Annotated in this window: 18 protein-coding genes; 16 read left to right on the forward strand and 2 right to left on the reverse strand. The window is 52.4% G+C overall.

Going from position 1 to position 24,601, the window contains the following annotated elements; translation table 11 throughout:
* Positions 1 to 55 precede the first annotated feature (55 nt).
* From BM412_RS01265 to gntK, 7 genes are all read left to right on the forward strand, one after another.
* Positions 56 to 832 carry a DeoR/GlpR family DNA-binding transcription regulator gene (locus BM412_RS01265; protein ID WP_091212866.1) on the forward strand — a complete coding sequence of 259 codons (777 nt, stop codon included), beginning with the start codon at positions 56 to 58 and terminating at the stop codon, positions 830 to 832.
* Positions 833 to 1,198: 366 nt separating this feature from the next.
* A complete protein-coding gene (locus tag BM412_RS01270) occupies positions 1,199 to 1,504 on the forward strand; it encodes a hypothetical protein (protein WP_091212868.1) in 306 nt (101 codons plus the stop codon).
* A gap of 16 nt (positions 1,505 to 1,520) precedes the next feature.
* Positions 1,521 to 2,981, forward strand: a complete 1,461-nt coding sequence (locus BM412_RS01275) for a serine hydrolase domain-containing protein (RefSeq protein ID WP_091212870.1) — start codon at positions 1,521 to 1,523, stop codon at positions 2,979 to 2,981.
* A 3-nt stretch (positions 2,982 to 2,984) separates the two neighbouring features.
* A complete protein-coding gene (locus BM412_RS01280) occupies positions 2,985 to 3,689 on the forward strand; it encodes a hypothetical protein (RefSeq protein WP_091212873.1) in 705 nt (234 codons plus the stop codon).
* A gap of 75 nt (positions 3,690 to 3,764) precedes the next feature.
* Complete coding sequence (locus tag BM412_RS01285) at positions 3,765 to 4,601, forward strand: helix-turn-helix transcriptional regulator (RefSeq protein ID WP_091212876.1); 837 nt, start codon at positions 3,765 to 3,767, stop codon at positions 4,599 to 4,601.
* A 94-nt stretch (positions 4,602 to 4,695) separates the two neighbouring features.
* The gene (locus BM412_RS01290) at positions 4,696 to 5,694 is read left to right on the forward strand and encodes a zinc-dependent alcohol dehydrogenase (protein ID WP_177245601.1); all 999 of its coding nucleotides are present in this window, start codon (positions 4,696 to 4,698) and stop codon (positions 5,692 to 5,694) included.
* 201 nt (positions 5,695 to 5,895) lie between these two features.
* Positions 5,896 to 7,440, forward strand: a complete 1,545-nt coding sequence (gntK, locus tag BM412_RS01295) for a gluconokinase (RefSeq protein ID WP_091212884.1) — start codon at positions 5,896 to 5,898, stop codon at positions 7,438 to 7,440.
* 47 nt (positions 7,441 to 7,487) lie between these two features.
* Here gntK and BM412_RS01300 read toward each other — a convergent pair whose 3' ends face one another.
* Together BM412_RS01300 and BM412_RS01305 are read right to left on the reverse strand one after the other, a co-directional pair.
* On the reverse strand, positions 7,488 to 8,021 hold the full coding sequence (locus BM412_RS01300; protein ID WP_143111541.1) for a hypothetical protein: 534 nt from the start codon (positions 8,019 to 8,021) through the stop codon (positions 7,488 to 7,490).
* 158 nt (positions 8,022 to 8,179) lie between these two features.
* The gene (locus BM412_RS01305) at positions 8,180 to 9,253 is read right to left on the reverse strand and encodes a M42 family metallopeptidase (protein WP_091212890.1); all 1,074 of its coding nucleotides are present in this window, start codon (positions 9,251 to 9,253) and stop codon (positions 8,180 to 8,182) included.
* Positions 9,254 to 9,574: 321 nt separating this feature from the next.
* Here BM412_RS01305 and BM412_RS01310 point away from each other — a divergent pair, with 321 nt between their 5' ends.
* The 9 genes from BM412_RS01310 to BM412_RS01350 all read left to right on the forward strand — a co-directional run bounded on the left by BM412_RS01310 (position 9,575) and on the right by BM412_RS01350 (position 24,345).
* Entirely contained in the window at positions 9,575 to 11,218 is a 1,644-nt protein-coding gene (locus tag BM412_RS01310; RefSeq protein ID WP_091212893.1) for a response regulator, read from the forward strand.
* Entirely contained in the window at positions 11,211 to 12,998 is a 1,788-nt protein-coding gene (locus BM412_RS01315; protein WP_091212896.1) for a cache domain-containing sensor histidine kinase, read from the forward strand. The genes BM412_RS01310 and BM412_RS01315 overlap by 8 nt, the downstream gene beginning before the upstream one ends.
* Before the next feature lie 905 nt (positions 12,999 to 13,903).
* Positions 13,904 to 14,860 (forward strand): ABC transporter permease, encoded by a 957-nt coding sequence (locus BM412_RS01320; protein WP_371264691.1) that lies wholly within the window; start codon positions 13,904 to 13,906, stop codon positions 14,858 to 14,860.
* Between the two features lie 36 nt (positions 14,861 to 14,896).
* Positions 14,897 to 15,781, forward strand: coding sequence for a carbohydrate ABC transporter permease (locus tag BM412_RS01325; protein WP_091212899.1), 885 nt, complete (start codon positions 14,897 to 14,899; stop codon positions 15,779 to 15,781).
* A 76-nt stretch (positions 15,782 to 15,857) separates the two neighbouring features.
* On the forward strand, positions 15,858 to 17,471 hold the full coding sequence (locus BM412_RS01330; protein WP_091212901.1) for a DUF3502 domain-containing protein: 1,614 nt from the start codon (positions 15,858 to 15,860) through the stop codon (positions 17,469 to 17,471).
* Between the two features lie 154 nt (positions 17,472 to 17,625).
* Complete coding sequence (locus BM412_RS01335; protein ID WP_091212904.1) at positions 17,626 to 20,313, forward strand: glycosyl hydrolase family 28-related protein; 2,688 nt, start codon at positions 17,626 to 17,628, stop codon at positions 20,311 to 20,313.
* 45 nt (positions 20,314 to 20,358) lie between these two features.
* A complete protein-coding gene (locus tag BM412_RS01340) occupies positions 20,359 to 21,579 on the forward strand; it encodes an enolase C-terminal domain-like protein (protein WP_091212906.1) in 1,221 nt (406 codons plus the stop codon).
* 35 nt (positions 21,580 to 21,614) lie between these two features.
* Positions 21,615 to 22,457 (forward strand): NAD-dependent epimerase/dehydratase family protein, encoded by an 843-nt coding sequence (locus BM412_RS01345; RefSeq protein ID WP_091212910.1) that lies wholly within the window; start codon positions 21,615 to 21,617, stop codon positions 22,455 to 22,457.
* A 259-nt stretch (positions 22,458 to 22,716) separates the two neighbouring features.
* Positions 22,717 to 24,345 carry a sensor histidine kinase gene (locus BM412_RS01350; RefSeq protein ID WP_177245602.1) on the forward strand — a complete coding sequence of 543 codons (1,629 nt, stop codon included), beginning with the start codon at positions 22,717 to 22,719 and terminating at the stop codon, positions 24,343 to 24,345.
* The last annotated feature ends 256 nt before the right edge of the window (positions 24,346 to 24,601 follow it).

Consider the following 24,601-nt stretch of genomic DNA (forward strand, 5'->3'; position numbering starts at 1 on the left):
ACGATTGAATCCCCTTTTGCTATAATGGCACTATAACGATCAAGGGGTGAGCAGCATGTCACTGGCAAGTGAGGAAAGAAAGAAACGCGTTCTTGAGATGTTGGTCATCCAAGGGAAGGTTCAGGTTAACGAGCTCGCGCTTAAGTTTGAGGTGACGACGGAGACGATTCGGCGCGACCTCGATGATCTTGAGAAGGATGGCAAACTCAAGAAGGTGTACGGCGGAGCGGTCAAGGTTCAGACGGATTTCGAGCCTGCTTATCACGAACGTGAGGTTATTCATGCCGAAGAGAAGCGGAAAATCGGCATGCTGGCTGCCAATTTGATCGAAAATGATGACGTTATCGTAATCGACGAAGGCAGCACGGCGATGCAGATCCTTCACCACCTGGCAGACAAACGCAATCTTACCATTCTCGTATGCTCCATTCCGACGCTTATTCTTCTTATTGATTACCAGAAGAGAGGGTTGTTCGACGGAAGAATGATCTTCATCGGCGGAGAAGTCGACAGTAAGCATATGCGGGTTTCGGGACCGATCGCAGAGAAAGTGATGGAGGACTTCTATGTGCACAAATCCTTCCTCTCCGTGGATGGCGTCTCGCTCGAGAATGGCATTACGAGCTACGACTTCGAACGGGCGTTATTCACGCGCAAGCTGATTCGCTGTTCGGAAACGTCGATTGTCGTCGCCGATTCCTCGAAGATAGGCAAACGAACGGTCGCGAGGATCGCCGAGTTGACGGATATTCAGTGCATCGTCTCCAATCATGAGCCTCCTGCGGGATGGAGAGGTTCATTGGAAGAGATGGGCGTTAGTTGGTTGACTTGATAAATGATGTCCGTATAAAGCGACTGCATCACCCTTGTGGGAAGTGCGGTTGCTTTTTTTTATTGCTCCGAGGATCGGCATCGAACAGGTTTCGACAGAGGCGAAGCCGAATAAGAATCAATAGTGAAAACGCCAACGCCGGAATGGCTGCTTGATGCGACAGAGCCGGATGCGGCAGAAGGGAAGTACTGGCTGGATTTGTGCGCAGAAGGCCGGGTACGTACGATCAAAGCAGGTTAAGGATGAGCTCCAGTGCGTCAACTGAAAAGTAATGCCAACCCAGTGGAGATGGGATACAATACCAATTGAGAGTTGGATTATCCAGTTTGTTGTTGTAGCGCTGCCATCATCTCGCGGGAGGTATGTATGCAAAGGAGAACAGTCGGTATTATTTTGATCTGTATTGCAGCTTTTCTATATGGCATCTGGTATGTGACAGCTGCTATATTCGGCTCGAACGTCACTTCATGGAACAGCGAATTATTCGAAGCCATGCTGGATTATGTAGGTAACGGTCCCTTAGTCATGAGCAGGTTCGCACTAATTATAGGCATTTGCTATCTGGTTGCTGCAGAGTTCGAACGTCCGCTTGCCAAGCTTATGAACCAAATCAAGACCAATTGGAAAGAGTTCGGCAGCCATGAAAATCAGGATAACAAGCCACAACTTTGAGAGGCGGTTCCCCAAAATGACAAAAACAGAGCAGCGCCTGCCGAGAAGCCGGCCGGAAGAGCTGGGCATTCGTCCGCAGGCGATTACGGCCTTGCTGAATGATTGGCAGAAACGTCACATCGAAATTCATAGCGTCATGATCATGCGTAATGGCCACGTAGCTGCCGAGGGCTGGTGGGCGCCATATGCGAGGCAGCTCCCGCATACGATGTTCTCGCTCAGCAAGAGCTTTACCTCCACTGCAATCGGTATGGCAGCGATGGAGGGACTGCTGTCGATCGATGACACCGTCATTTCGTACTTCCCGGAAGAGACTCCGCTGGACCCGTCGCTGAATCTGCAAGCGATGCGTATTCGCGATTTGCTCATGATGGGAACCGGCCATGAAACAGACACCATTGTGAACCTTATAACCAGCGAGGACGGCAATTGGGTGCGTGCTTTTCTGAATGCCCCTGTGGAGCGGGAGCCGGGTACTCATTTCGTGTACAACAGCGGAGCGACCTATATGCTGTCGGCGATTCTTCAGAAGGTAAGCGGACAGAAGCTGCTCGATTACCTGCAGCCTCGATTGTTTGAACCGCTGGGCATTCTTGGCGCGACATGGGGAGAGTGTCCTCGCGGCATCCACATCGGCGGCTGGGGATTGGCGCTAACGACGGAAGGCGTCGCCAAGTTCGGGCAGCTTTACTTGCAGAAGGGACTCTGGGAAGGCAAGAGGCTCATCTCCGAGGCTTGGATTGAGGAAGCGACCTCGAAGCAAATCGAGAATGGCGATGGCGGAGACAACGAGTGGACGCAAGGGTACGGCTATCAGTTCTGGCAATGCCGACATGGTGCGTACCGCGGAGATGGGGCATTCGGCCAGTTCTGCATCGTCATGCCGGAACAAGACATGGTGATCGCCATTACGAGCAGCACGAATGACATGCAAGGCGTGTTGGATGCCATCTGGACGCATATTCTCCCCGATATCGAGGATCGAGCGCTCCCATTGGGGGCAAACGGCGATCAAGCCGCGCGGCTATCGACGCAGCTTGCATCCTTAGCGCTTCACCCGCCGGTATTCGGCAACGGCTCAGCGCGGGAGGAACTTGTGTCCGGCAATAAATACCGGCTGAATGAGAACCCGCAGCAGTGGGAATCACTTACGTTACACTTCGAGCGAGGCGAGGTCGTAATGACGCTCGAGGGTGCAGCAACCGGTGACTATATCGTGAATAGCGGACGCGGTACATGGAAGGAAGGCAGCGGCAAGCTCCTTCAACCGGAGCCCAGCGCGTTTGGCAAGCAGCGCGCGGTGTCGAGCTTTACCTGGCAGGAGCAGGATACGCTGCTCATTACGTTGCGTTTTATCGAAACGCCTTTTATCGTGACTTTTGAAGTTCAATTCGGCGATCAAGAGCTGGAGCTGCGTTACCGGCAAAATGTGTCCTTCGTCTCGACCGACACGAACATCGTTCGCGGAATCCGTTAATTCATGAACATCATGATTTGGTTCGGCCTGCTGGCTCTTCTTCTGGTTTCCTATCTCGATCAGCGTAAAGCGATGACGCTGCGGATGTGGCTGATGATCGTCGCGCTCTATTGCTTATGCAATTTCTACGTCAATATTAGCAAGGTGCTGATCCCCGTAGGGTTCATCATCGGACTGTCTTACATGAACAAGAAGAAGCATGGCTTCTTGCTGAAAGCATTGCTCTTCGGCCTTGTAACGGTTACGGCAAATTTCTATTTGCCCACCCTCTCGTTCCATGAGCTGCGTGTGCATGCCAAGGCAGATCAATATGCCTCACAGTTTAATGAAGTGCGCTCCATTACGACCGTTACCGCGGATTCGGAGATCCATGAGCTGCTTAAGAAGGAAGCGGAACGCTTAAAGACTGTCAAACTTGCATCGCAAATCGATATCAAGGACCCGCATGTGCTGTTCCAAATTTGGGTGCTGACGCATCGCAATCAGGCGATGAAGGATTTGGATTGGCTGTGGTATGAAGCGCCGCAGCAGCTGCATTATTACTGGCAGTCCAGCCGCAGCGACGAGAAGACTTCCGTGGAAACGATGATTTTCGCCGATGTCGGATACATGGGCCTTTTTCATAGGGATCATATGGACGGCGAATTTAAGCTGCAAGCTATCTATGAATTCGACCGTTTGAAGAATGGCAATCCCTCGATCCCGTGACCCTATGCTAGAATGAAAGGAACCTGCGACGATACAGCTAAACAGGCAGACAGATAGATTGGATGGGGATTACAAGTGAATCAGTACTTGATAAAGCTCCTTCAACAGGCGGAGCTGAACGTGTCGGAGTTTGCCATTCATACACGCAGGGAAATGAACTTCCGTGACCGGGCATTCTCGAGTGAGTACATGATGTCCTATCACAAAACAGGCACGGCCAAGCTGCGGATCGGCGATGCGGTCTATGAGATCGTACCGGGCAGCGTGATCTTCATTCCTCCTCATTTGATCCATGATCAATATAAAGATACCGATGACGAAGCGGTTATTCTGTGGTGGCATTTTACTTACAAAGTGGAGCGGGTCTTGGATGTGCTGCCGCTGTTCCAAATTCCGTATATTTATCAGCTGAAACAGAAGGAACGCTTTGAGACGGTTTTCGAGCAGCTCATGGAATCGAGGCGGAACGCTTCGTCACTGCCGGCGGCGATTTTGCAGAAAGCGAAGTCGCTTGAGCTGTTATATCTCTTGTTCGACGAGGCGATTGGGCAGCGAGCGGCTGCGGATACGGCTGCCTCGCAGCAGAGCTTCCTCGGCATTCTGTGCCAAATCGTGCAGCAGCCGGAGAAGCCGCTCTCGTTAACGGAGATGGCACAGCAATTGCACTTGAACACGGCTTACGTCAGCAGCAGATTCAAGGAGCTGTACGGCATGTCGCCGATCGGGCTGCAGCGCAGGCTGCGAATTGAGAAGGCCAAAGCGCTGCTGCTCACGGATTTGGATATGAGCGTTACGCAGGTGGCGGAGGCGCTTCACTTCTCGGAGGTGACGAACTTCACAAGGCTGTTCAAAAAGTATACCGGCATGGCTCCCATTCAGTACCGCCGCTTCATGCAGGAAACGATAACCTAAAGAAATGATCATTATAGCGATAAAACTGCTCTATTGTAAGCGTACTCTTTTCTCCTACAATGTCCGTATAGACGAATGGGAGGGAATGGATCGTATGAATTCCATGAATGTTATTTTTCCTGCGGCGCAAGTCGTTGAAGTTCGCGAAGCAGAGCTTGCCCCGTTGCAGCCCGGCGAGGTTCGCTGCAAAGCCAGAAAGTCGCTGATCAGTACCGGTACGGAAACGCTTTGCCTGCGCGGGATTTTCGATACGAATACGAACTGGGAGTCATGGGTCCAGTATCCGTTTAACCCGGGGTATTCCATGGCCGCTGAAATTATAGAAGTGGGCGAAGGCGTTGAGGGCTTGAAGGTAGGCGACCGGATTACATCCAATATGTCGCACAGGCAGTATTTCAACACTCACGCAAGCAACGCGAAGCTGATCCCGGACGGCATCACGGATGAGCAGGCGTCCTGGCTGACGCTTGGACAAATTACGCAAGTGGGCACGCGCCGCGCGGAGCTGAAGCTTGGCGAATCGATTGCCATCATCGGCCAAGGCTTGCTCGGCCAGCTTGTCGTGCAGTATATGAGAGCTGCCGGCGCCAGACATATCATTGCAATCGATCAGGCGGAATCTCGCTTGGAGTTCTCCCGCAAGAGCGGAGCGACGCATACGATCTGCGCTGCTGCTGATGTAGCGGCCGAAGAAGTGCGCCGCATCACGGGCGGAAGCATGTGCGACGTGGTATACGATATCACAGGCCATCCGGCTGTACTGGCGCCGGCTACGCTGCTCGCGAAGGAAATGGGCCGTGTCGTGCTGCTGGGCGATACAACCCAGCCGTCCAAGCAAGTAATCGGACCGCGCGTCGTATCGAACTCGGTCGCCATTCTCGGCGTTCATGCCAGCATGACGCGCAACTATAACGGCGTGACCGGCGATCAAATGACGGCCGTATTCTACGACTACCTGCTTCAAGGCCGAATGAACCTCGAGCATTTGATGACCCATACATACTCGCCGCTTGAGGCACCTGCTGCGTATGATTTCTTGATGAAGGATCGCACTTCGGCGATTGGCGTTATGTTTGATTGGGATCTGCTGTAAAGATTGAACGAATAATTGTGAGCCGTCCATGCTTTCTCTTATAAGGGGAGCATGGGCGGCTTTTTCAGCTGCAGAACGCTCCTGCAACATTGCGCTATAAAGGCAAGGAATATATACTACATGGAAAGTGATGATTACCGAAATACATACTCTATACAACGCGCGCAACTTGAATTTGTTAGCGGGGAAGAAGGATTAGCGATGCAGAGCGAACAGTTGAACTATATGATTGGCGTGGATATTGGGACAACGAGCACGAAGTCCGTATTGTTCCGGGAGGATGGCAGTATCGTCACCTCGGCACATGTGGAGTACCCGCTCTACACGCCGACGCCGGAAGTGGCGGAGCAGGATCCGGATGAGATTTTTGCGGCGGTCGTGTCCACAATGACGAAAATAATGCAAGGCGTAAACGCCGCGGATGTGCTGTTCGTTTCCTTCAGCTCGGCCATGCATAGCGTGATTCCGGTCGATGCCGATGGGAAGCCGATTATGAGATGTTTGACTTGGGCGGATAATCGCAGCGCGGCATGGGCGGCCAAGTTCAAGAACGAGATGGGCGGTCATGAGGTTTATCTTCGGACGGGCACGCCGGTTCATCCGATGTCGCCGATTACGAAGCTGCTGTGGCTGCGACACGACGAGCCGGAGCTGTTCGGACGTGCGAAGAAGTTCATTTCGATTAAAGAATATGTCTTCTTCAAGCTGTTTGGCGTCTATGTCGTCGATCATTCGATTGCTTCGGCTACCGGAATGATGAATCTGGAGCAGTTGGACTGGGATGAGGAAGCGCTTCGGATTGCGGGCATTACGAGCGACCGGCTGTCGGAGCTGGTCCCGACGACGCATGTGCTTACCGGGCTGAATGCTGAATTGGCGCAACAAATCGGATTGCTGCCGAGTACGCCGTTCGTTGTAGGTGCAAGCGATGGACCGCTGTCCAACTTGGGCGTGGATGCGATTGATCCCGGCGTCGTGGCGCTTACGATCGGTACAAGCGGCGCGATCCGCACGATTGTCGATAAACCCGTGACGGATCCGAAGGGCCGTTACTTCTGTTACGCGCTGACGGCGGACAAATGGGTCATCGGCGGGGCGGTTAACAATGGCGGCGTCATCTTCCGCTGGCTCAGAGATGAGCTCGCTTCGGCAGAAGCGGAGGAAGCAAGGCGTATGGGCTTAGACCCGTACGATGTGCTGACGCAAATGATGGAGAAGGTGCGTCCCGGCTCGGACGGATTGATTTTTCACCCGTACCTGACAGGAGAACGAGCGCCGTTGTGGAACCCGAATGCGCGCGGTTCATTCTTCGGTCTGTCGCTGCATCACCGCAAGGAACATATGATGCGTGCTGTTCTGGAAGGCATTAATTACAATTTATATTCGGTTCTCCATGCCTTGGAGGAAACGATCGGTAAGCCGGCCAAAATCCATGCCACAGGCGGATTTGCCCGTTCTTCGCTATGGCGCCAGATGATGGCAGACATATTGGGGCAGCGAATCGTCATTCCGGAGAGCTTCGAGAGCTCCTGCTTGGGAGCGGTGGTGCTCGGATTAATGGCGATCGGCCGTGCCGGTTCCTTGTCGGTTGTCTCGAAGATGATGGGCTCCACGTTCGAGCTTACGCCAAATAAAGAAGCAGCAGCCCACTATGAGGAGCTGCTGCCTATCTACTTGCGCCTATCGGAGAAGCTTACAGACGAATACGCAAGCATTGCCGCTTATCAGCGAAAATTGTTTCAGTAGTTCAGCGCGGCGCGGGCGACGTCGGCGGGATTATTCAACGTCAACCGTCAGCGGATATCGTGATTAATCGCGATGATTCCGATCACCTGGGGTTTATCGGCGCTGCCGCCGAACCAGATGTCGCCGTTGCCGACCATGACGCCTTGATAATTCACGAATACCTGGTCTGCTGACTGCTCGGCGATCGCCTGCTTGATCGACTTGTCGATAATGGCGTCGTATTGATCGACAAAATCGCGACGCGTCTTGATCAGCAGCGAGCCTGATGTGCCGTTCACTCGGAGCGGATACAGAATATGATTGGCTACAGTGACCTTGTCACCTTCGGCAATGGCTGTTTTGACCGCGTTGAATACGTCGAAGAATGCCTGTGGATCCTCGATGCCGGCTACTTCGAACGGGTTGGTTCCGGCTTTGATTTGACTCGTGATCGTTGGCAAATTGCTGACCTGATGCTCCGTAGTGCTCTTATCTTGATCCGATCGGCTGCAGCCAACTGCAGTTAATACGGTGACGGCTATGAGAACGGCTGATGTCAGCCTGTACCAGACATTAAATCGTTTACCAATATGTGCTTGCATTACCATCATCCTTTCTATCCTTTATGCTTTCACTTTATGGACGAATAGATGCAGCGTAATGTTTCGATCTGCGAAATAGAAAATAGTACTAATCAAAAAAGACCAGTGACCGTTCGGCTTGCGCGAACGGTCACTGGTCTTTTGCTTTAGAACGCTGCTTACGAGCGGTCGATAATCGTCTGGTAAGTCGTGCGATCGCAATGCTGCACCAATTTCACGAGCAGCTCCTTGGCTGCGTCATAGTCATCGGTGTGAAGAACGGAAGCGGAGGTATGAATGTACCTTGCGCAAACGCCGATAACCGTCGAAGGGATGCCGATTCCTTGCGTATGTACCGCTCCGGCGTCCGTTCCGCCTTGGGAAACGAAATATTGATATGGAATGTTATGCGTTTGCGCCATATCCAGCACGTACTCCACCATGCCGCGATGCGTCAGCATGCTTGGATCATAGAGACGCAGCAAGGTGCCTTGACCAAGCTGACCGAAGGCGGATTTGTCGCCGTTCATGTCATTGGCCGCGCTGGCATCCATCGCGAAGAACAGGTCCGGCTTAATCATGGCGGATGCTGTTTTGGCACCGCGCAGTCCGAGCTCTTCTTGTACCGTTGCCCCGGCATACAACACATTCGGAAGCTTCTGTCCGTGCAGTTCTTTCAGCAGCTCGATGGCAAGCCCGACGCCGTAGCGGTTATCCCAAGATTTGGCCATGATTTTCTTCGGATTCGCAAGCGGGGTGAACGGACAATAGGGAACAGCCTGCTGTCCGATGCGCACGCCGACTTCCTCCGCATGCTGGCGGCTGTCCGCGCCGATGTCGATATACATGCCCTTCACATCCAGCGGCTTGCCGCGCGCTGCTTCATCGAGCAGATGAACAGGCGTCGTTCCGATGATGCCGACGATCGGCCCATTCTCGGTCATCACTTGAATGCGCTGCGCAGGCAGCACTTGGCTGAACCATCCGCCAAGCGTCTGGAATTTGAGCATGCCGTTCTCCGTGATGCCCGTGATCATAAAGCCGACTTCGTCCAAATGACCTGCCGCCATGATGACCGGACCGCTCTCATCGCCGCGCATTACGCCAAAGATACTGCCAAGCCGATCCTGCACGATTTCATCTGTATATTTCGTAAGCTCACCGCGAACAAAGCTCCGCAGCTCCCGCTCAAAGCCGGATGCCGCCTGAAATTCGGTTAACGTACGCATCAGTTCCATTGTTTCTTGATTCATGATAATTCCTCGCTATCGTAATGGGATGGGGGGAGGCCGTCGGATCAACACCAAACACCCCTATTCTACCGCCTTTCCATACGAAGGTAAATGCGGCATCCAAGCCATTATTCATAATGGCCTCAAAGTTGCATGGGCAAACCAGGGGGGCAGGGAAAGCGCAATTGTTGTCGAACTGTAATAAAGCGCTTCCAAAGTTGGTTTCGATTGACCTGATAAAGATAATAATCCCCCATTGCCTCCCTGGAAATAAGAGCGATAAGATAACGGTACGTTCATGTTGAAGTCGCATACATACTCGGTAAAGGGTGATGAGAGAACATGTATCGGGTGCTGATTGTAGATGATGAGAAGGAAATCAGGGAAGGGCTGCGGCTTCGTTTTCCTTGGGTGGATTTTGGCATCAATCTGGATGAAATATATACGGCCGACGACGGTGAAACCGCGCTTGAGCTGACCGAGCAGTTAAACCCGGACTTGATTGTGACGGATATCAAAATGAGCCGCATGTCGGGTCTCGAATTTATTCAGTCCCTGCACCAGCGGGGCAATTTCTCGGGCAAGTCGATCGTCATCAGCGGCTATGATGATTTCGATCTGGTGAAGCATGCGATGCAGCTTGGCGCCATCGATTATGTGCTCAAGCCGATTAATATCGAAGAGCTGTCGCAGGTTATTCACAAGGCGCTTAGTCAAATTCGCGAGGAACGGCTCGATAAACAGAATAAGCTGCTGCTGGAGAACCAGGTTCATTTTGCATTGCCCAAAATGCAGGAGGAAGTCGTTCGCGAAGCGGCGGAGAACGAGTATAACCCTTACTGGGAATCGCGCATGATGCATAGGCTCGGCAATCTGCAGCTGGAGTGGCTGACGCAGCATAAGCTCGCGCTCATGCTCATTGAAGTGGATGATCTGAAGGCCATTGACCAAGGGAAGCTGTATCGCAAGGAGAAGGAGCTTGTCTTGTTCGGCATCAGCAATGTCGTGAAGCAGACACTGCAGGAGGAATATGCGCATCCGGCCTGCATGTACAGCGATGCGAAATCCCGTTTCGTGATCGTTCTCAGCTGCAATCATCAGGAACAGCTTTGTTCCATCAAGGATATTGCCGTTACGTGCATCGAACGGATTAACGGCTATGTCAAAGTGAAGGTCAGCATCGGGCTCGCCTCAACGGTCGGCGGCATTAAGCAGCTGCATGAAATGCGGCAGGAAGCGGCTGATATTCTGGAGCAGAAGGCCGTATACGGCGGCAATCGGCTGCTGCTTCGTCAGGATCTCGGCGTCGATGCGGAGTTCTCGGAGCTGTCGATCGGCAACGTCAATGAAATGTTCGATCTCATTCGTTATGGCTCCGATCGGGAAATCCGGACAGTCATGCAGTCATTTCCCGAATTTGTTCGGACATGGGGCGCGACCAACATTAAAGATATGCAGCAGAAGATATTCGAGTGGCTGCTGGAGCTGTTCAAGAAAGCTGCCGCCGGCGGGTGGAAAGAACGGGGCTGGGAACGCAATCCCATCGCGATCTGGGATCGGCTGGAGCAGTACGATACGCTCGATTCGCTGCGCATTCAGGTGGAGAGCTACCTGGTTTCCATAGCCGCGGATTTCAGGAAAAACTGGGTGCCTCAGAGCCAGATTATATCCGAAGCGGAGAAGGTCATCCAGCGGAATTATGGGGATAATTTGACGCTGCATACCGTTTCGCTGGAGGTTCATGTTACGCCGGTGTGGCTCAGCAAGCTGTTCAAGAAGGAGAAGCAGCAGACATTCCTGGAATATTTGACCGAGGTGCGGATCGAGAAGGCGAAGGAGATGTTAGGCGACGTCGGGAGCAAAATCTATCAGGTCTCGCAAGAGGTTGGCTATCGTGACCCGGTTCATTTTACGAAGCTGTTCAAGAAGAACGTCGGCCATACGCCGAAAGAATATCGGAAGCTGAGAGGAATCATCGATGAGTAGCTATACGCTTCAGCAAGCGGCCTCTTTACGCAATAAAGTGATTGGCATGTTCTTCATGATCATCATCGTGCCGTTTCTGCTCTTCGCATATTACGCGCATATCAAGTCGGTTGAAGGGATCTCGAATGCCAACGCCTCCTTCTCGATGGACTACATGCTTCAATCCAAGCGGAATCTGGATCGCTACCTCAATCAGCTGAACGAGCAGATTAACGGCATCATCGGGAACACGAAGTTTCAGCAGCTGATGGAGAACTCGATGACCCCGACGAAGGATGAGAGTGCTTTTATTTCCGGCATGATGCTGCTGCTCGATCAGTCGAAGTCGCAGGTGGATGCTTTTCGCGTACGGGTATTTCCGATTGATCCGGACAAACATCCCATGTATATCAACACGCTGGATGAACAGAAGGGTTTTCAGACGAGCAGCTGGTTTAAAGCGGCACAGAAGACGATTACGCCGACATGGCATTTGTTCATGCCGACGGAAAGCACGTATTTTCGACCGATGCTGTCCAAAATCAAACGGTTTACCGGGCTGCACGACCAAATTGCGCGGGGGATCGTCATTACGGATTTGACGGAGGATCAACTGAAACGGTATCTCACGCCATCGCAGCGGATGAAGGGGCAGCGGATGTTCCTGATGACGCGCAGCGGTTATGTGCTCTATGACACGGCAGATAATGAGCTGGCCGGCAAGCTTATTCCGTCGAAGCGGCTCATCGATTCGATAGCAGCCTCGACGCAGAAAGCGGAGACGCTCACGATTGACGGAGTGAAGCAGCTCGTTACGTATGTGAAGCTGGATACGGAGCAATGGATGCTGGTAAGCACGACGCCTCTGGAGCAGCTGACGCATCCGATTCAGGAAATGGATAAGCTGCTTGTTTTCTTCCTGATCATTTATTTGATCTGCTGTATCGGGGTCGTTATCTATATGACGCTGTATTTCACCCATCCGCTGCACAGATTGGTTCGTTCCATGCGCAAGCTGGAGTCCGGCGAGTTCCAATTCATGCTGCCGCCATCGGACCGCAGAGACGAGATCGGCTGGCTGTATCGGGGCTTCAACAACATGACCGGCAAAATCCAGCAGCTGCTCGACCAGACGACGCAAGCGGAACGAACGAAGAAAGAGCTGGAGTTTCAGGTGCTGAGCCACCAGATTAATCCGCATTTCCTGTACAATACGCTGGAGTCGATCCGGTGGAAAGCGGAGTACCATAACATGCCGGATATAAGCGAAATGGTTTCCTCGCTGGGTAATTTGCTGCGGCTGAGCCTCAATCAAGGCAAGGAGATTACGACGGTGTCGAGGGAAATCGAACAAGTGAAGGCGTACGTCCGCATCGAGCAGGCACGTCTCGGCAACCAGGTGCGGTTCTTGATTTCGATCGATGAAGAGGTGCTGCATGCGCCGTTTCTCCGCTTGCTGCTGCAGCCGTTAGTGGAGAATGCGATTCATCACGGCATTCGAAGCAATCCCGAGAAGGGGAAGATCATGCTGACCGGCCGCCGCGAGGGGACGGATATTGTCATTGAGCTGAGCGACAACGGACAAGGCATTCCGGAGGCGGTGCTGCAGGAGCTGACCCATCCGGAGGAGAAGGCCGTCCCTGTCGCCAAGCGCCGCGGCGTCGGCCTGCGCAACGTGAACGACAGGCTGAAGCTATATTTTGGCGAGGCCTATACGCTGCAGATCGAGGCCAGAGCAGGAAGCGGCACGCGCATCGTCCTGCGCCACCCGATCATGGAGCCGGATGAGGAGCAGAATTAGCGGGCTTGAGGGGAAGCGAAGAGAGGGCACTATTCCGAGGTTGGAATAGGTGCCCTTTTGTTTAGGCGTCTGGTTGCAGGGGAGATTGAGGTAGCCGTTACCGCACAATGGTAGGGGAACGGGTGAATTAGGTGGAAGAGAGGTAACAGTTACCGCACATTGGTGGGGAACGGGTGAATTAGGTGGAAGAGAGGTAACATTTACCGTACATTGGTGGCGAACGGGTGAAGTAACCGTAAAAGAGGTAGCAGTTACCGCACATTGGTGGGGGAGGGGGGAAGTAACCGTAAGAGAGGTAACAGTTACCGCACATTGGTGGCGAACGGTAGAAGTAACCGTAAAAGAGGTAACAGTTACCGCACATTGGTGGCGAACGGTTGAAGTAACCGTAAGAGAGGTAACAGTTACCGCACATTGGCGGGGAACAGGTGAATTAGGTGGAAGAGAGAGACCGATTACCGAATGAGTGTAGCTTCCAGAGCAACACATGAGCGGGTAGTAGGCGAATCTCGATAATGTGTAGCTCCCAGAGCAACACATGACGGGTAGTAGGCGAATTCCGAGTATGTGTAGCTCCCAGAGCAACACATGAGCGGTTAGTAGTCGAATTCCGAGAATGTGTAGCTCCCAGAGCAACACATGAGCGGCTAGTTAGTGAATTCTGAGAATGTGTAGCTCCCAGAGCAACACATAAACGGGCAGTAGTCGAATTCCGAGAATGTGTAGCTTCCAGAGCAACACATGCTTAGGTAGTTTCTGACAGAGGCCAAGTTTACACCACAAAGTTTAATTTTGGCTCATAGTAGCATGGAAGGCCATCCATTATGATGATTATAGCAACGATAAGCAGCTACCAAACACGAACAAGAAAGGTAAGGACGCCAATGAAACCAAGCAGCGAAGTTGTGAATAAACCGATATCTGCAGCTGTCTATCGCAAGAGATCTAGCTTCGTCTCCGACCTCATGCGGAACCACTCGCTCTACGTGATGTTCCTCCCGGTCGGCATCCTGCTCCTTGTCTTCAACTACTTGCCGCTCGCGGGTCTCATCATCGCGTTCAAGAATTACGATTTTGCCAGAGGGATCTTCGGCAGTCCGTGGGCGCAGCCCATTCTCAACAACTTCGACTACCTGCTCTCTTCGGATGCCGCTTCGCGCGCAGTTCGAAACACGATTCTGCTCAATGGCTTGTTCATCGCAGTAGGGCTCGTTTTCGAGGTGGGACTTGCGTTGATGCTGAACGAAGTGCGCAACAAATATTTTAAGCGGATTACGCAGTCGATCACGTTTCTCCCTTTCTTTATTTCCTGGATCGTTGTCGGCGTCTTTACATACAATCTGCTCAACTATGAGAATGGCGCGATCAATCGCATTGTAGAATGGTTGGGCTTCCAGCCCATCGATTTCTACAGCGAAGCAGGGCTGTGGCCGCTTATTCTGACCATCGCCATTCGCTGGAAAGTAACCGGATACGGCACCATTATTTATTTAGCCGCGCTCACGAGCATCGACAACTCCTATTATGAAGCCGCTTCCATCGACGGTGCATCCCGCTGGCAGCAAATTCGGTTCATCAGCATTCCGATGCTGAGGCCGACGATTATCATCCTCACCTTACTCGCCGTCGGGCGAATCATGAATGCGGATTTCGGGATGTTCTACGCCATGGTCGGCGATGCTTCTCTCCTCTATCCGACAACAGATGTAATTGATACGCTGGTCTATCGAAGCTTACGGAAGTCCGGCGATATCGGGATGGCCTCCGCAGCCGGCTTTATCCAATCGGTCGTTGCCTTCGTCCTCGTGCTTGGCAGCAACTATGCGGCAAGGAAGGTCGACAAGGACTCGGCGATTTTCTAACTTCACTCCGTGAACGAACATAAGAGGAGGGGCACCATGCCGGTAAAACGTATATCCATCTCGCAAACGATCATAATCGTCATCATTTCCCTGTTCAGCCTTGCTTGTCTGCTGCCGTTTCTCATGGTCATTACCGGCTCGCTCGCAACGGAGAACGATATTATCAACAACGGCTACTCGCTATTCCCGAGGCATATCACGTTTATGTCGTATGAGATCCTGCTGCTAGGCTCCAATCGTATCGTGGATGCTTACGGAATTAGCTTGCTCGTCACGGTTGCAGGTACGGTGCTATCGGTTTTCCTGACCAGCTTAGGCGGGTACGTGATGGCGCGGCGTTCTTTTAAATACCGGAACATCCTCTCGATCTACGTGATCATCACGATGCTGTTCAGCGGCGGATTAGTGCCTTGGTACATCGTCTGCGTCAACTATTTGCACCTGAAGGATACGATCTTCGCGATGATTCTGCCACCGCTGGCGAACGCGTTCAATATGTTTCTGATCCGCAACTTCCTGTTCTCCATCCCGGAGGACATCTATGAATCCGCCAAAATGGACGGAGCCAGCGAGTACCGCATCTACTACCAGCTGATCATGCCTCTATCCAAACCGGTTCTCGCCACGGTCGGCTTGTTCGTCGCACTGGGGTACTGGAACGATTGGTTTCTCGGCCTCATGTTCGTCGATAAGCAAGAACTGCAGCCGCTGCAGCTGCTCCTCCGAACGCTCGTCTCGAATGTGGAGTTCCTCCGAAGCTCCAGCAACGCCGCCGATATGCAGCGCATTTCCGCGCAGCTGCCGTCCGAGTCCATCAAGATGGCGCTTACGGTCGTGACGATCGGACCGATCATCTTCTTGTATCCGTTCTTGCAGCGGTATTTTGTCCAAGGCTTGATGGTCGGTGCAGTGAAAGGATAACAAATCGCAGCAGCTATAACAGCGCTACCGGGGCGCTGGATAGTATAAAAAACAAGCTCAAGGGGAGAGGTACACGATGAAGAAGATGCACGCGAAGCTTCCACTGCTGCTCACGATTGTGCTTATGCTTAGCCTATTAGTATCAGCATGTAGTTCCGGCAACAATGAGAACAGCAAAAACAATGGAGATTCATCCGGTACCACCAATGCAGCGGCTGACAACACCACGAATGCATCCGCAGAAGATACGAACAATGCAGCGGCAACGACGGATAATACAGCTAAGGAGCAAGAGGAAGTAACGCTGAAGTTTTATTTTGGCGGTGACAAGAAAGCGGCTACGGATGAAGTTTGGTCTGCAGTCAGCGATTACGTGAAAACAAAAGGCCTTAACGTGAAATTCGATATCAACTTTATCCCGTTTGGCGACTTTAAAGACAAAATGCTCGTTATGGCCGCTTCCGGCGATAAATGGGACATGAACTTTGACGGCGATTGGCTCTCCTATAAGCAGATGGCTGCCAAAGGCTCCTACATGGCGCTGAATGATCTCCTTCCGAAATTCGCACCGACCTTGTTTGCCAAATATCAAGAACAAGGCACGCTCACGGCTGCAACGGTTAACGGTCAAATCGTCGGCCTTCCTTGGACGATGAGCATGAACCAACGTAAATATGCGGTATGGCGGGTGGATCTGACCGATAAAGCAGGCATCACGCCGGCTGTGGACTCCATCAAAACCATCGAAGATCTCGATGCGTTCCTGCACAAGCTGAAAGAAGCGTTCCCGAAAGATAAGCTGTCCCGTTCCACGCCGCTTGGCATCTACATGGAGCGCGATGAGTGGGTTGACCTTGGCTTCCACGGCATGGGCTTCTACCTGAATGATCCGGCTGTGAAGATCCAACCGGTTGAACAACAACCGTTCTACAAAGAAGCAGCGCTTATGGCGAAGAAATGGTACGACGACGGCATCATCAACAGAGATGCCATGATCGACAAAGAAGACGGCGCGGCGCAATGGAGAAACGGCAAAATGTTCTACACCGACTCCTCGCATGAATGGGTGAACGCAAACCCGGGCTTCGCGGATCCGTCCTACAAGCTGTCCAGCTCGCTGCTCTATCCAGACAAGAAATACGTCAACCGTACAGCACTGGCTAACGTTGTAGCGATCAACCGCAATTCCGAGCATGCGGATCGCGTGCTGCAATTCCTAGATATGCTCGAAACGGACAAAACACTCTATGACCTCGTGCAATACGGCATCGAAGGCAAAACCTATGTGATCGACGGCGAAACCGCGAACTATCCGGAAGGCATGCAAACGACGACGTCCAACTACATGGAGTGGGGCGGCCAATGGGCACTGTGGAAGCCGCAGTTCATGCGTCCAAACCCTGCCTACGGCAAAGACTTCTGGGTACATGAAGCGGAATTCGCAGCGTTGCCGGTTAACGTAAACTCCCCGGTAGACGGACTGTTCATCTCCGAAGACAACATCAAGAACGAAGTGGCCAAACGCGATCAAGCGATCGAGGAATTCCACAAACCGATCGAATACGGAAATGCCAAGGATGTCGATAAAGCAGTAGCGGATTACATCGAGAAGCAGAAAGCAAACGGCCTTGATAAAATCATCTCGGAAGCGCAAAAACAAATCGATGCTTACTTGGCTTCGAAGAAATAATCGAGAAATCCGCGCCTCTCACAGGGTGCGGATTTTTTGCCGGGCAAGCAGCTAAATATGCCTCAGATAACGATTGGATTGACTCATTACAAGGTGCGGCGAGACTCCTTATACTTTATTTGTAAACGATTACAAATAGGGAAGGGTGTAGATCATGAAGAAGAGGTTTTCCCCACTCATCATGGCTTTCTTACTCGCTGTATCCTGTTTTCCGTTCATCCCGCTTGCGGCATCGGCGGATACCGTCCTGTTCACGACAGGCTTGGAATCCGGTCAAACCGCGCCAAACTTCTCGGACACCATTGATTTTTCTTCAAATGTGAGCGGCATATCGTCAGGCCTTTCACCTGAGGCTTCACCTCGTTCGGGCGAGCAGGCGCATACGGGCACCTCGGCGCTTATGTACTCAGGCAACGCGAACGGCGGCTCGACGACGTATGCGTATTTCAAGGTGTTCACTGTCAACATTCCCGTGACATCGGCGTCCAAGCTGCAATATTATATCTATCCGCAGCAGGATAACGGCAGGTATATGGCCGTTGATTTCCATTTCACGGACGGTTCGACGCTGCGCGACAGCGGTTCGGTGGATCAGAACGGGAATACCGTTCATCCGGCCGGCGGTCATGGCGGCACGATTCCGCTCAATGCTTGGTCGCCGATTAATTCGAACTTCGGCGTGCAGAATGCCGGGAAGACGATCGACCGCATCTGGGTTGCTTACGACCGTGCGGGGAGTACCGGCAACTTCCGCGGGTATATCGACGATATTACGATTTCCAATACAACGACGACGAGCTCCGTCCGCAACAGCGTCATTGTCAGCACGCTCTATCCGACGAGCGACATTGTTATTTCTGATTACAATGTTACAGCCTTCGGCGCGGACAACACGGGGGTAAACGATGCGACCGCAGCCATTCAAAATGCAATCGATGCTTGCTACAACGACGGCGGCGGAACGGTGTGGCTGCCCGCAGGTACGTACAAAGTATCCGGTACGATTCAGGTCAAAGCATTCTGCTCCGTTCGCGGCGATTACCGGGATGCGGACAGCGGAAGCGGGAGCTACGGCACCGTAATCGCCGCGAATCTGGCATCCGGCGATTCGGGACCGGTGCTGTTCCGCATCGGGGGCAGCGCATCCGTACAGGGCTTGACGGTGTACTACCCGAACCAGAATGCAACAAGTCCGGTTCACTACAACTACACCTTCGAAATTCCGGGCAATGCCTGGATCGGCAGCGAGAATTATATGACAGCGTCCATCATGAACGTGACGATGCTTAATTCGTACCGGGGGATCGGCATCAGCACAATGGCCTCTGACCATAGCGGAGGTTCGCAGGTTCATGAGCAAGCGACAGTGAAGAACGTGAAGGGTACCATTCTGTACCGGGGTGTAGAAGCTTATAACGGCGCAGACGTCGGCACCTGGGAGCATGTGAATTTCAACAGCTCGTATTGGGCCAATGCGGGAGCTTCCTACAATGCGCCGAGTGCGACAACGATTAAGAACTGGACGCGCACGAATGCCACTGCGTTCGCGCTTGGCGACTTGGAATGGGATCAGTTCTATGCGATGGAGGCATCCGACTTCAATATCGGCATCAACATCGTCACCGGCCAGCGAATTCAGTTCTCGGGCGCTTTTATTTGGGCGAATATCCAGAACACGAATATTGCGGTCAAGGTGGACAATATGGATACCCGCTGGGGCGTATCGTTCCTGCGCAGCGTGCTGAAGGGCAGCACCGCTTCCGTTCAGAACAACACGGCCGGTTATGTGAAAGTGACGGACTCTGATTTGACCGGTGCCACATCAGGCACGGTAACGATCTCAGGTCCGGGAACATCGCCGGTGGTGTCCCCTTCTGCCGCTACGCCGAAGGTCAGCCGCGCTGTACTGTACGATGTCACCAAAGCGCCTTACAATGCGCCGTTCTCCTCCTCGCGCGGTCCTGCATTGCCGACGGCGGATGCAACTTCCGCGATCCAATCTGCACTGAACGCCGCGGGAAGCGCCGGCGGCGGTGTCGTCTACGTGCCGGCAGGCTGGTTCAAAGTCAGCACGCACTTGACCGTTCCGGCCAATGTAGAGCTTCGCGGCTCGGCATCATCGCCGACGAGAGATCAAGGCGGATCAAGCGCCGGCACGGTGCTGTTCGCTTATGAAGGCAAGGATACGACAACACCGGATTCAAGCACGGCCTTTATTACGCTGAACGGGAATACAGCCGGTTTGCGCGGCTTGCGCGTGTTTTATCCGGAGAATAATCCTGCAGCAGGCATAAAAGCTTTCCCTTATACGATTAGAGGCAACGGCAGCAGCGTATACATTGTTAATGTGGGCTTGCCCAACTCGTATAACGCCATTGATTTGATGACAAATCGCAATGATAACCACTATGTGGAGAAGGTACAAGGGACCTTGTTCAAGAATGGTATTACTGTAGGGCTCAGTACGTCGGGTTATATCACCGGCATCCTCACCAACGGCAACGCCGTGTGCCGCACCGGCTACAACATTCCCGGCTGGGTCGTGGAGAGCAACGTCTTCTCGCAGGTCATCGATGCGTTTACGAGACCGAATGAGACGCTGGTCACCGTGAACGGAGCTTCCGATGAGAAGCTGGTTAACGTTTTTGCCTACGGCTCCAAGAACGGGCTAGTTGTGCAGTCGGGAACGGTAAACGCATTCAACTTAGGAACGGATAATCTCGGCTCCGGCGGATACACCGTGAAAGTGGACAGCGGTTTGGTCAACGTGATGAATCTGATGCGCTATAACGGTACGACATCCTTGGGAACGGTCACAATCTATAACGAAATGCACCTATGAGCAGTTAAATTCCATTCATAGGTCCAAGAATCGGAGGAGCAAACAGTGGCAAAGATCACAGGTGTGAAATGTATCCGAACACGGCATGACGGCAGTTGGACTATCGTAAAAGTAACGACAGATCAAGACGGATTGTATGGAATCGGCTCGGCGACGGATATGTTTAATCCGGAAGCCGTCGTTCAGGTCGTGGAGCAGTTGTTTGCTCCGCTGCTGATCGGCAGAGAGGCAGGCCAAATCGAGGACATTTGGCAAATGATGCATACGAGCGGGTATTGGCGGCATGGTTCCATCACCCAAACCGCCATCGGCGGCATCGATATGGCCCTCTGGGACATTAAAGGCAAAGAGGCCAATTTGCCGGTCTATCAGCTGCTCGGAGGTGCCTGCAGATCGGCTGTCCCATGCTATGGCCATGCGGACGGACGCGATCAAGAGGAGCTGACCGAAGCGGTTCACCGCTATAAGGAGGAAGGCTACACGGTTATCCGTTGTCAGCTTGGCTCTTATGGCGGCGGCGGCTTCTTACCGGCAGACCAAGCGAATGTTCCGGTTCCGAGCTGGTCTGCCAATGTGTTCAACGAAGCGATCTATATGAACGCGATTCCGGCCATGTTCGAGAAGCTGCGCGTTACTTTTGGCAACGATATTCAGTTTACGCATGACGTTCATTCCCATCTGCAGCCGATTGCTGCCGTACAGCTGGCCAAACGCTTGGACCCTTATCAATTGTTCTTCTTAGAGGATATATTGCCGCCGGAGCAGATCGGCTGGTATCGCCAATTGAGGCAGCAGTCTTCAACGCCGCAAGCGGTTGGGGAGCTGTTCACCAGTCCGCATGAATGGACCGACCTCATTACGGAGAGGCTCATCGACTTCATCCGCGTGCGCGTGTCCAAAGGCGGCGGCATCAGTGCCTGCCGCAAGCTAGCCGCACTAGGCGAAAACTTCGGCGTTCGGACGGCCTGGCAGGAGGGCGGGGAGAACGACCCTGTCAACCAAGCGGCAGCCGTTCATCTGGACCGCGCCGTCTGGAATTTCGGCATTCAAGAAATCAATCATTTCAGAGAAGCGGAATGCGAGGCATTCCCGGGTCATGTTGAGCGCAGAGGCGGCTATCTCTATTTGTCGGAGAAGCCGGGCTTAGGGATCGACATTGATGAGGAGAAAGCGGCATTGCTTGTAGATGATGGATGGAGTCGTTCCGCTTATCATATTCCGTACAAACTTGACCGCAGACCGGATGGAACGCTTGTCCGTCCATAAACGGTAAGCGCAATCAAGCGAGGAGGGCGAATGCGTTGAAAACAATAGCCGTAACAGGAGCAAGCGGAAAGCTGGGCGGTTGGGTCGTGAATGAGCTGCTGGCCCAAGGTTATACCGTCATTGCTTTGGATAATAAGAAGTCGGATAAACTGCGCTGCAGGCAAATTACCGTAGATCTGTCCAACCTGGGGCAAGTGATTGGCGGGATCAACGGGGCTGAGGCTATCGTGCATTTGGCGGCGATCCCGTCACCGGGCCAATACTCGAACGAGTTTACGTTTTCGAACAATGTCCAATCGACTTACAATGTGTTTGAAGCGGCTTCGGTGCTGGGTATACAGAAGGTCGTATTTGGCTCGAGTGAATCCTCGTATGGCTTCTGCTGGGCGCCGAAGAAATTTGATCCTCATTATGTACCTGTCGATGAGGCACATCCGCAGCTGCCGCAGGAATGCTATGGTCTATCCAAGGTCGTCAATGAACAGACAGGCGAAACGTTCAACCGCCGTACCGGCATGCAGGTGGCTGCGATGCGTTATTCTTTGATCGCCACACCGGATGAGCTCAAGTCGTTCAAGGCTCGCATCGATCAGCCGCTTAATTACAAACATATTTTATGGAGCTATGTCGATATTAGAGACGCCGTTTCGGCTACGATAGCTGCCTTGACGACGGACGGCTACGGAGCGGTTTCCCTCAATATTACGAGCAGCGATACGCTGAGCGACTGGGATACGGAGCGGCTGCTGAATGAGTTTTATCCGGAGGTTCGTGACCGCAGAAGAAGCTTTGAAGGCCGAGAGGCGCTGGTCAGCAATGAGGCGGCCTGCCGGTTGTTGAACTGGAAGCCTGTTTATTCGTGGAAGGATTCGGAATAAGTATAGGTCGGGAGCCCCTCTGAGAAGAGGGGTTCTTTGTTCTAAACTAGGAAATCTGTACATAGACAGCTTACATGGGATGGAACTATACTACTAAGAGAGTTCCAATTTGTCCCTGAGAGAAAGTGTGAGTTTCATGCGGATTAATCCCAGAATCATCTATATTATTTTCGGTATTGCAGTATTATTGGTTGCAATCAACAACGCTTCCTATTATTGGTATACAAAGACCTTATTAAAAGATGACTTGTCCGCGCGTATGGCCTCAACAGCCCTTCAAATCCGAACCTCCATTGAGCAATCCAAAGAAGGCTCTTTCTACACAGAGGATCTAATCGGCGAGAAATTGCGCACGGCCGCAATGTTCATCCATGGACAGCTTAGTCCAGATCTGAAACAGATCACGAACGATCAGCTTCGCACGCTTGCGAAGCAGGCAGGCGTTGCCGGTATCTCGCTCATGCAGCGCGTTGCAGGCAGCGACGACATCGCAGTGCGCAAATCCTCGGAGCCCAATGAGCTTAAGATTACGAGCACGAAGCCGTTTGGCTATTGGTTTACGGCCTATGACCAGCTGCTGACGAAACACAATGTGACGATTCCCGAAGGTCAAAGCTTAGCGAACTTCTGGTCCGGCATCGCTGAGGTTCCGGCCTCCGGTGCAAGCGAGGTCAGCAAATTTGGCTTCTATAACGACGGATCGACAGATTATATAATTGCGGTATTTGTGAATGCCGATCAGGTTCTGAAATATCAGGAGATCGTCGGCAGCGATACGATTGTGAAGAAGACCATTGCGGTGAATCCGGATATTATCGAAATCGCGGGCTTAAACGGCGTTACATTTGGCAAGCCTCCGAAAATGTATACGGATAACAATGGAGCATCGTTTATGTCCATCTATGATCGACCTGTTCTGTTTGGCAGCTACGAAATCAAACACGCGGATGACATAGACAGCTTTACGGAGGCCGTTCAAACGAACAAGCCGGTGAGCAGTCTGGAGAAGTGGAATGGGAAGACCGTTCTCAAAACCTTCGTCTATATCGGAGCCAAAACGCGAGTAGCCGAAGTACAACGAGATATTCCTTACGTGATTGCGATCGTTTCCGATTATAGCTCTGTTGAGCAAACGTTGAATATGCAGCTGGTACGGCTGGCGCTGCTCGTTGTGCTGTTTACGATTTTCAGCATTTTATGCATGTATCTCGTATTCAGGTTTATGGGCAAAAGCAAGGAAATTGCCGTGCGCTCCACGCAAGAGCTGTATATTCAGAATATGGATGTTATGTTTACGGAGATTCGCAGCCAGCGGCATGATTTTCTGAATCATGTTCAAACGATGTATGCCCTTCTGTCCAGAGGGAAGAAGGAAGAACAGCTGCGATACATGGAAGAGCTGATTGAAGAAATCAATGAAGTGAACGACATTATTCGCATCGGCCATCCTGCCGTTGCCGCGTTGATTCAGGCGAAGCTGGCGCAGGCGATGAGAACGAAGATCTTGTTCGATCATCATTTTACGGGACTCGAAGGGTTATCGCTTGGCGTGAAATCGGTGGATATCGTGAAAATCATCGGTAATCTCATCGACAATGCCTTTGATGAAGTAAGCGGACTGGCTCCGGAGCTGCGTCACGTCATCGTGAAAGGCTGGTCGGAAACGGGCATGCTGTATGTCTCCGTTGCTAATCTGGTGCAGGATGATTTCGATCCCGCACGCTTCAATCAGATGTTCGGAACGGGCTTCAGCACGAAAGTCGGTGGGGAGCACTGCGGGCTCGGCCTGGCCGTAGTGAAAGAACGTGTCGAGTTTTACAAAGGCACGATCGATGTGAAAATGGTAGACGGCTACATCCACTTCCAGCTTGGCATTCCTATGCTTTAAGGTTGGATGCAATTAATGAAGAACCTCTTGCGCTTCAGCACAGCGCGGGAGGTTCTTTTTGCTATTGTTAGGCGTCGAGCGGCTCCGAGTGAGCGACTAGTTCGCATGATGGCGGTCTGCCTATCGTGAAAGCCGACTGCTAAAGACTGAATGCCGATCGGGGTGCGGGAATGTGGAAGTATGGGGATCGTGGAATGCGCTAACGAATCGTACAGGGCTTATTTGCGCCAAAATAGCACTAAAAAAATTCTAACGA

It is taken from the genome of Paenibacillus sp. BC26, assembly GCF_900116125.1.
In the GTDB taxonomy this organism is placed as follows: Bacteria; Bacillota; Bacilli; order Paenibacillales; family Paenibacillaceae; genus Paenibacillus_Z; species Paenibacillus_Z lignilyticus.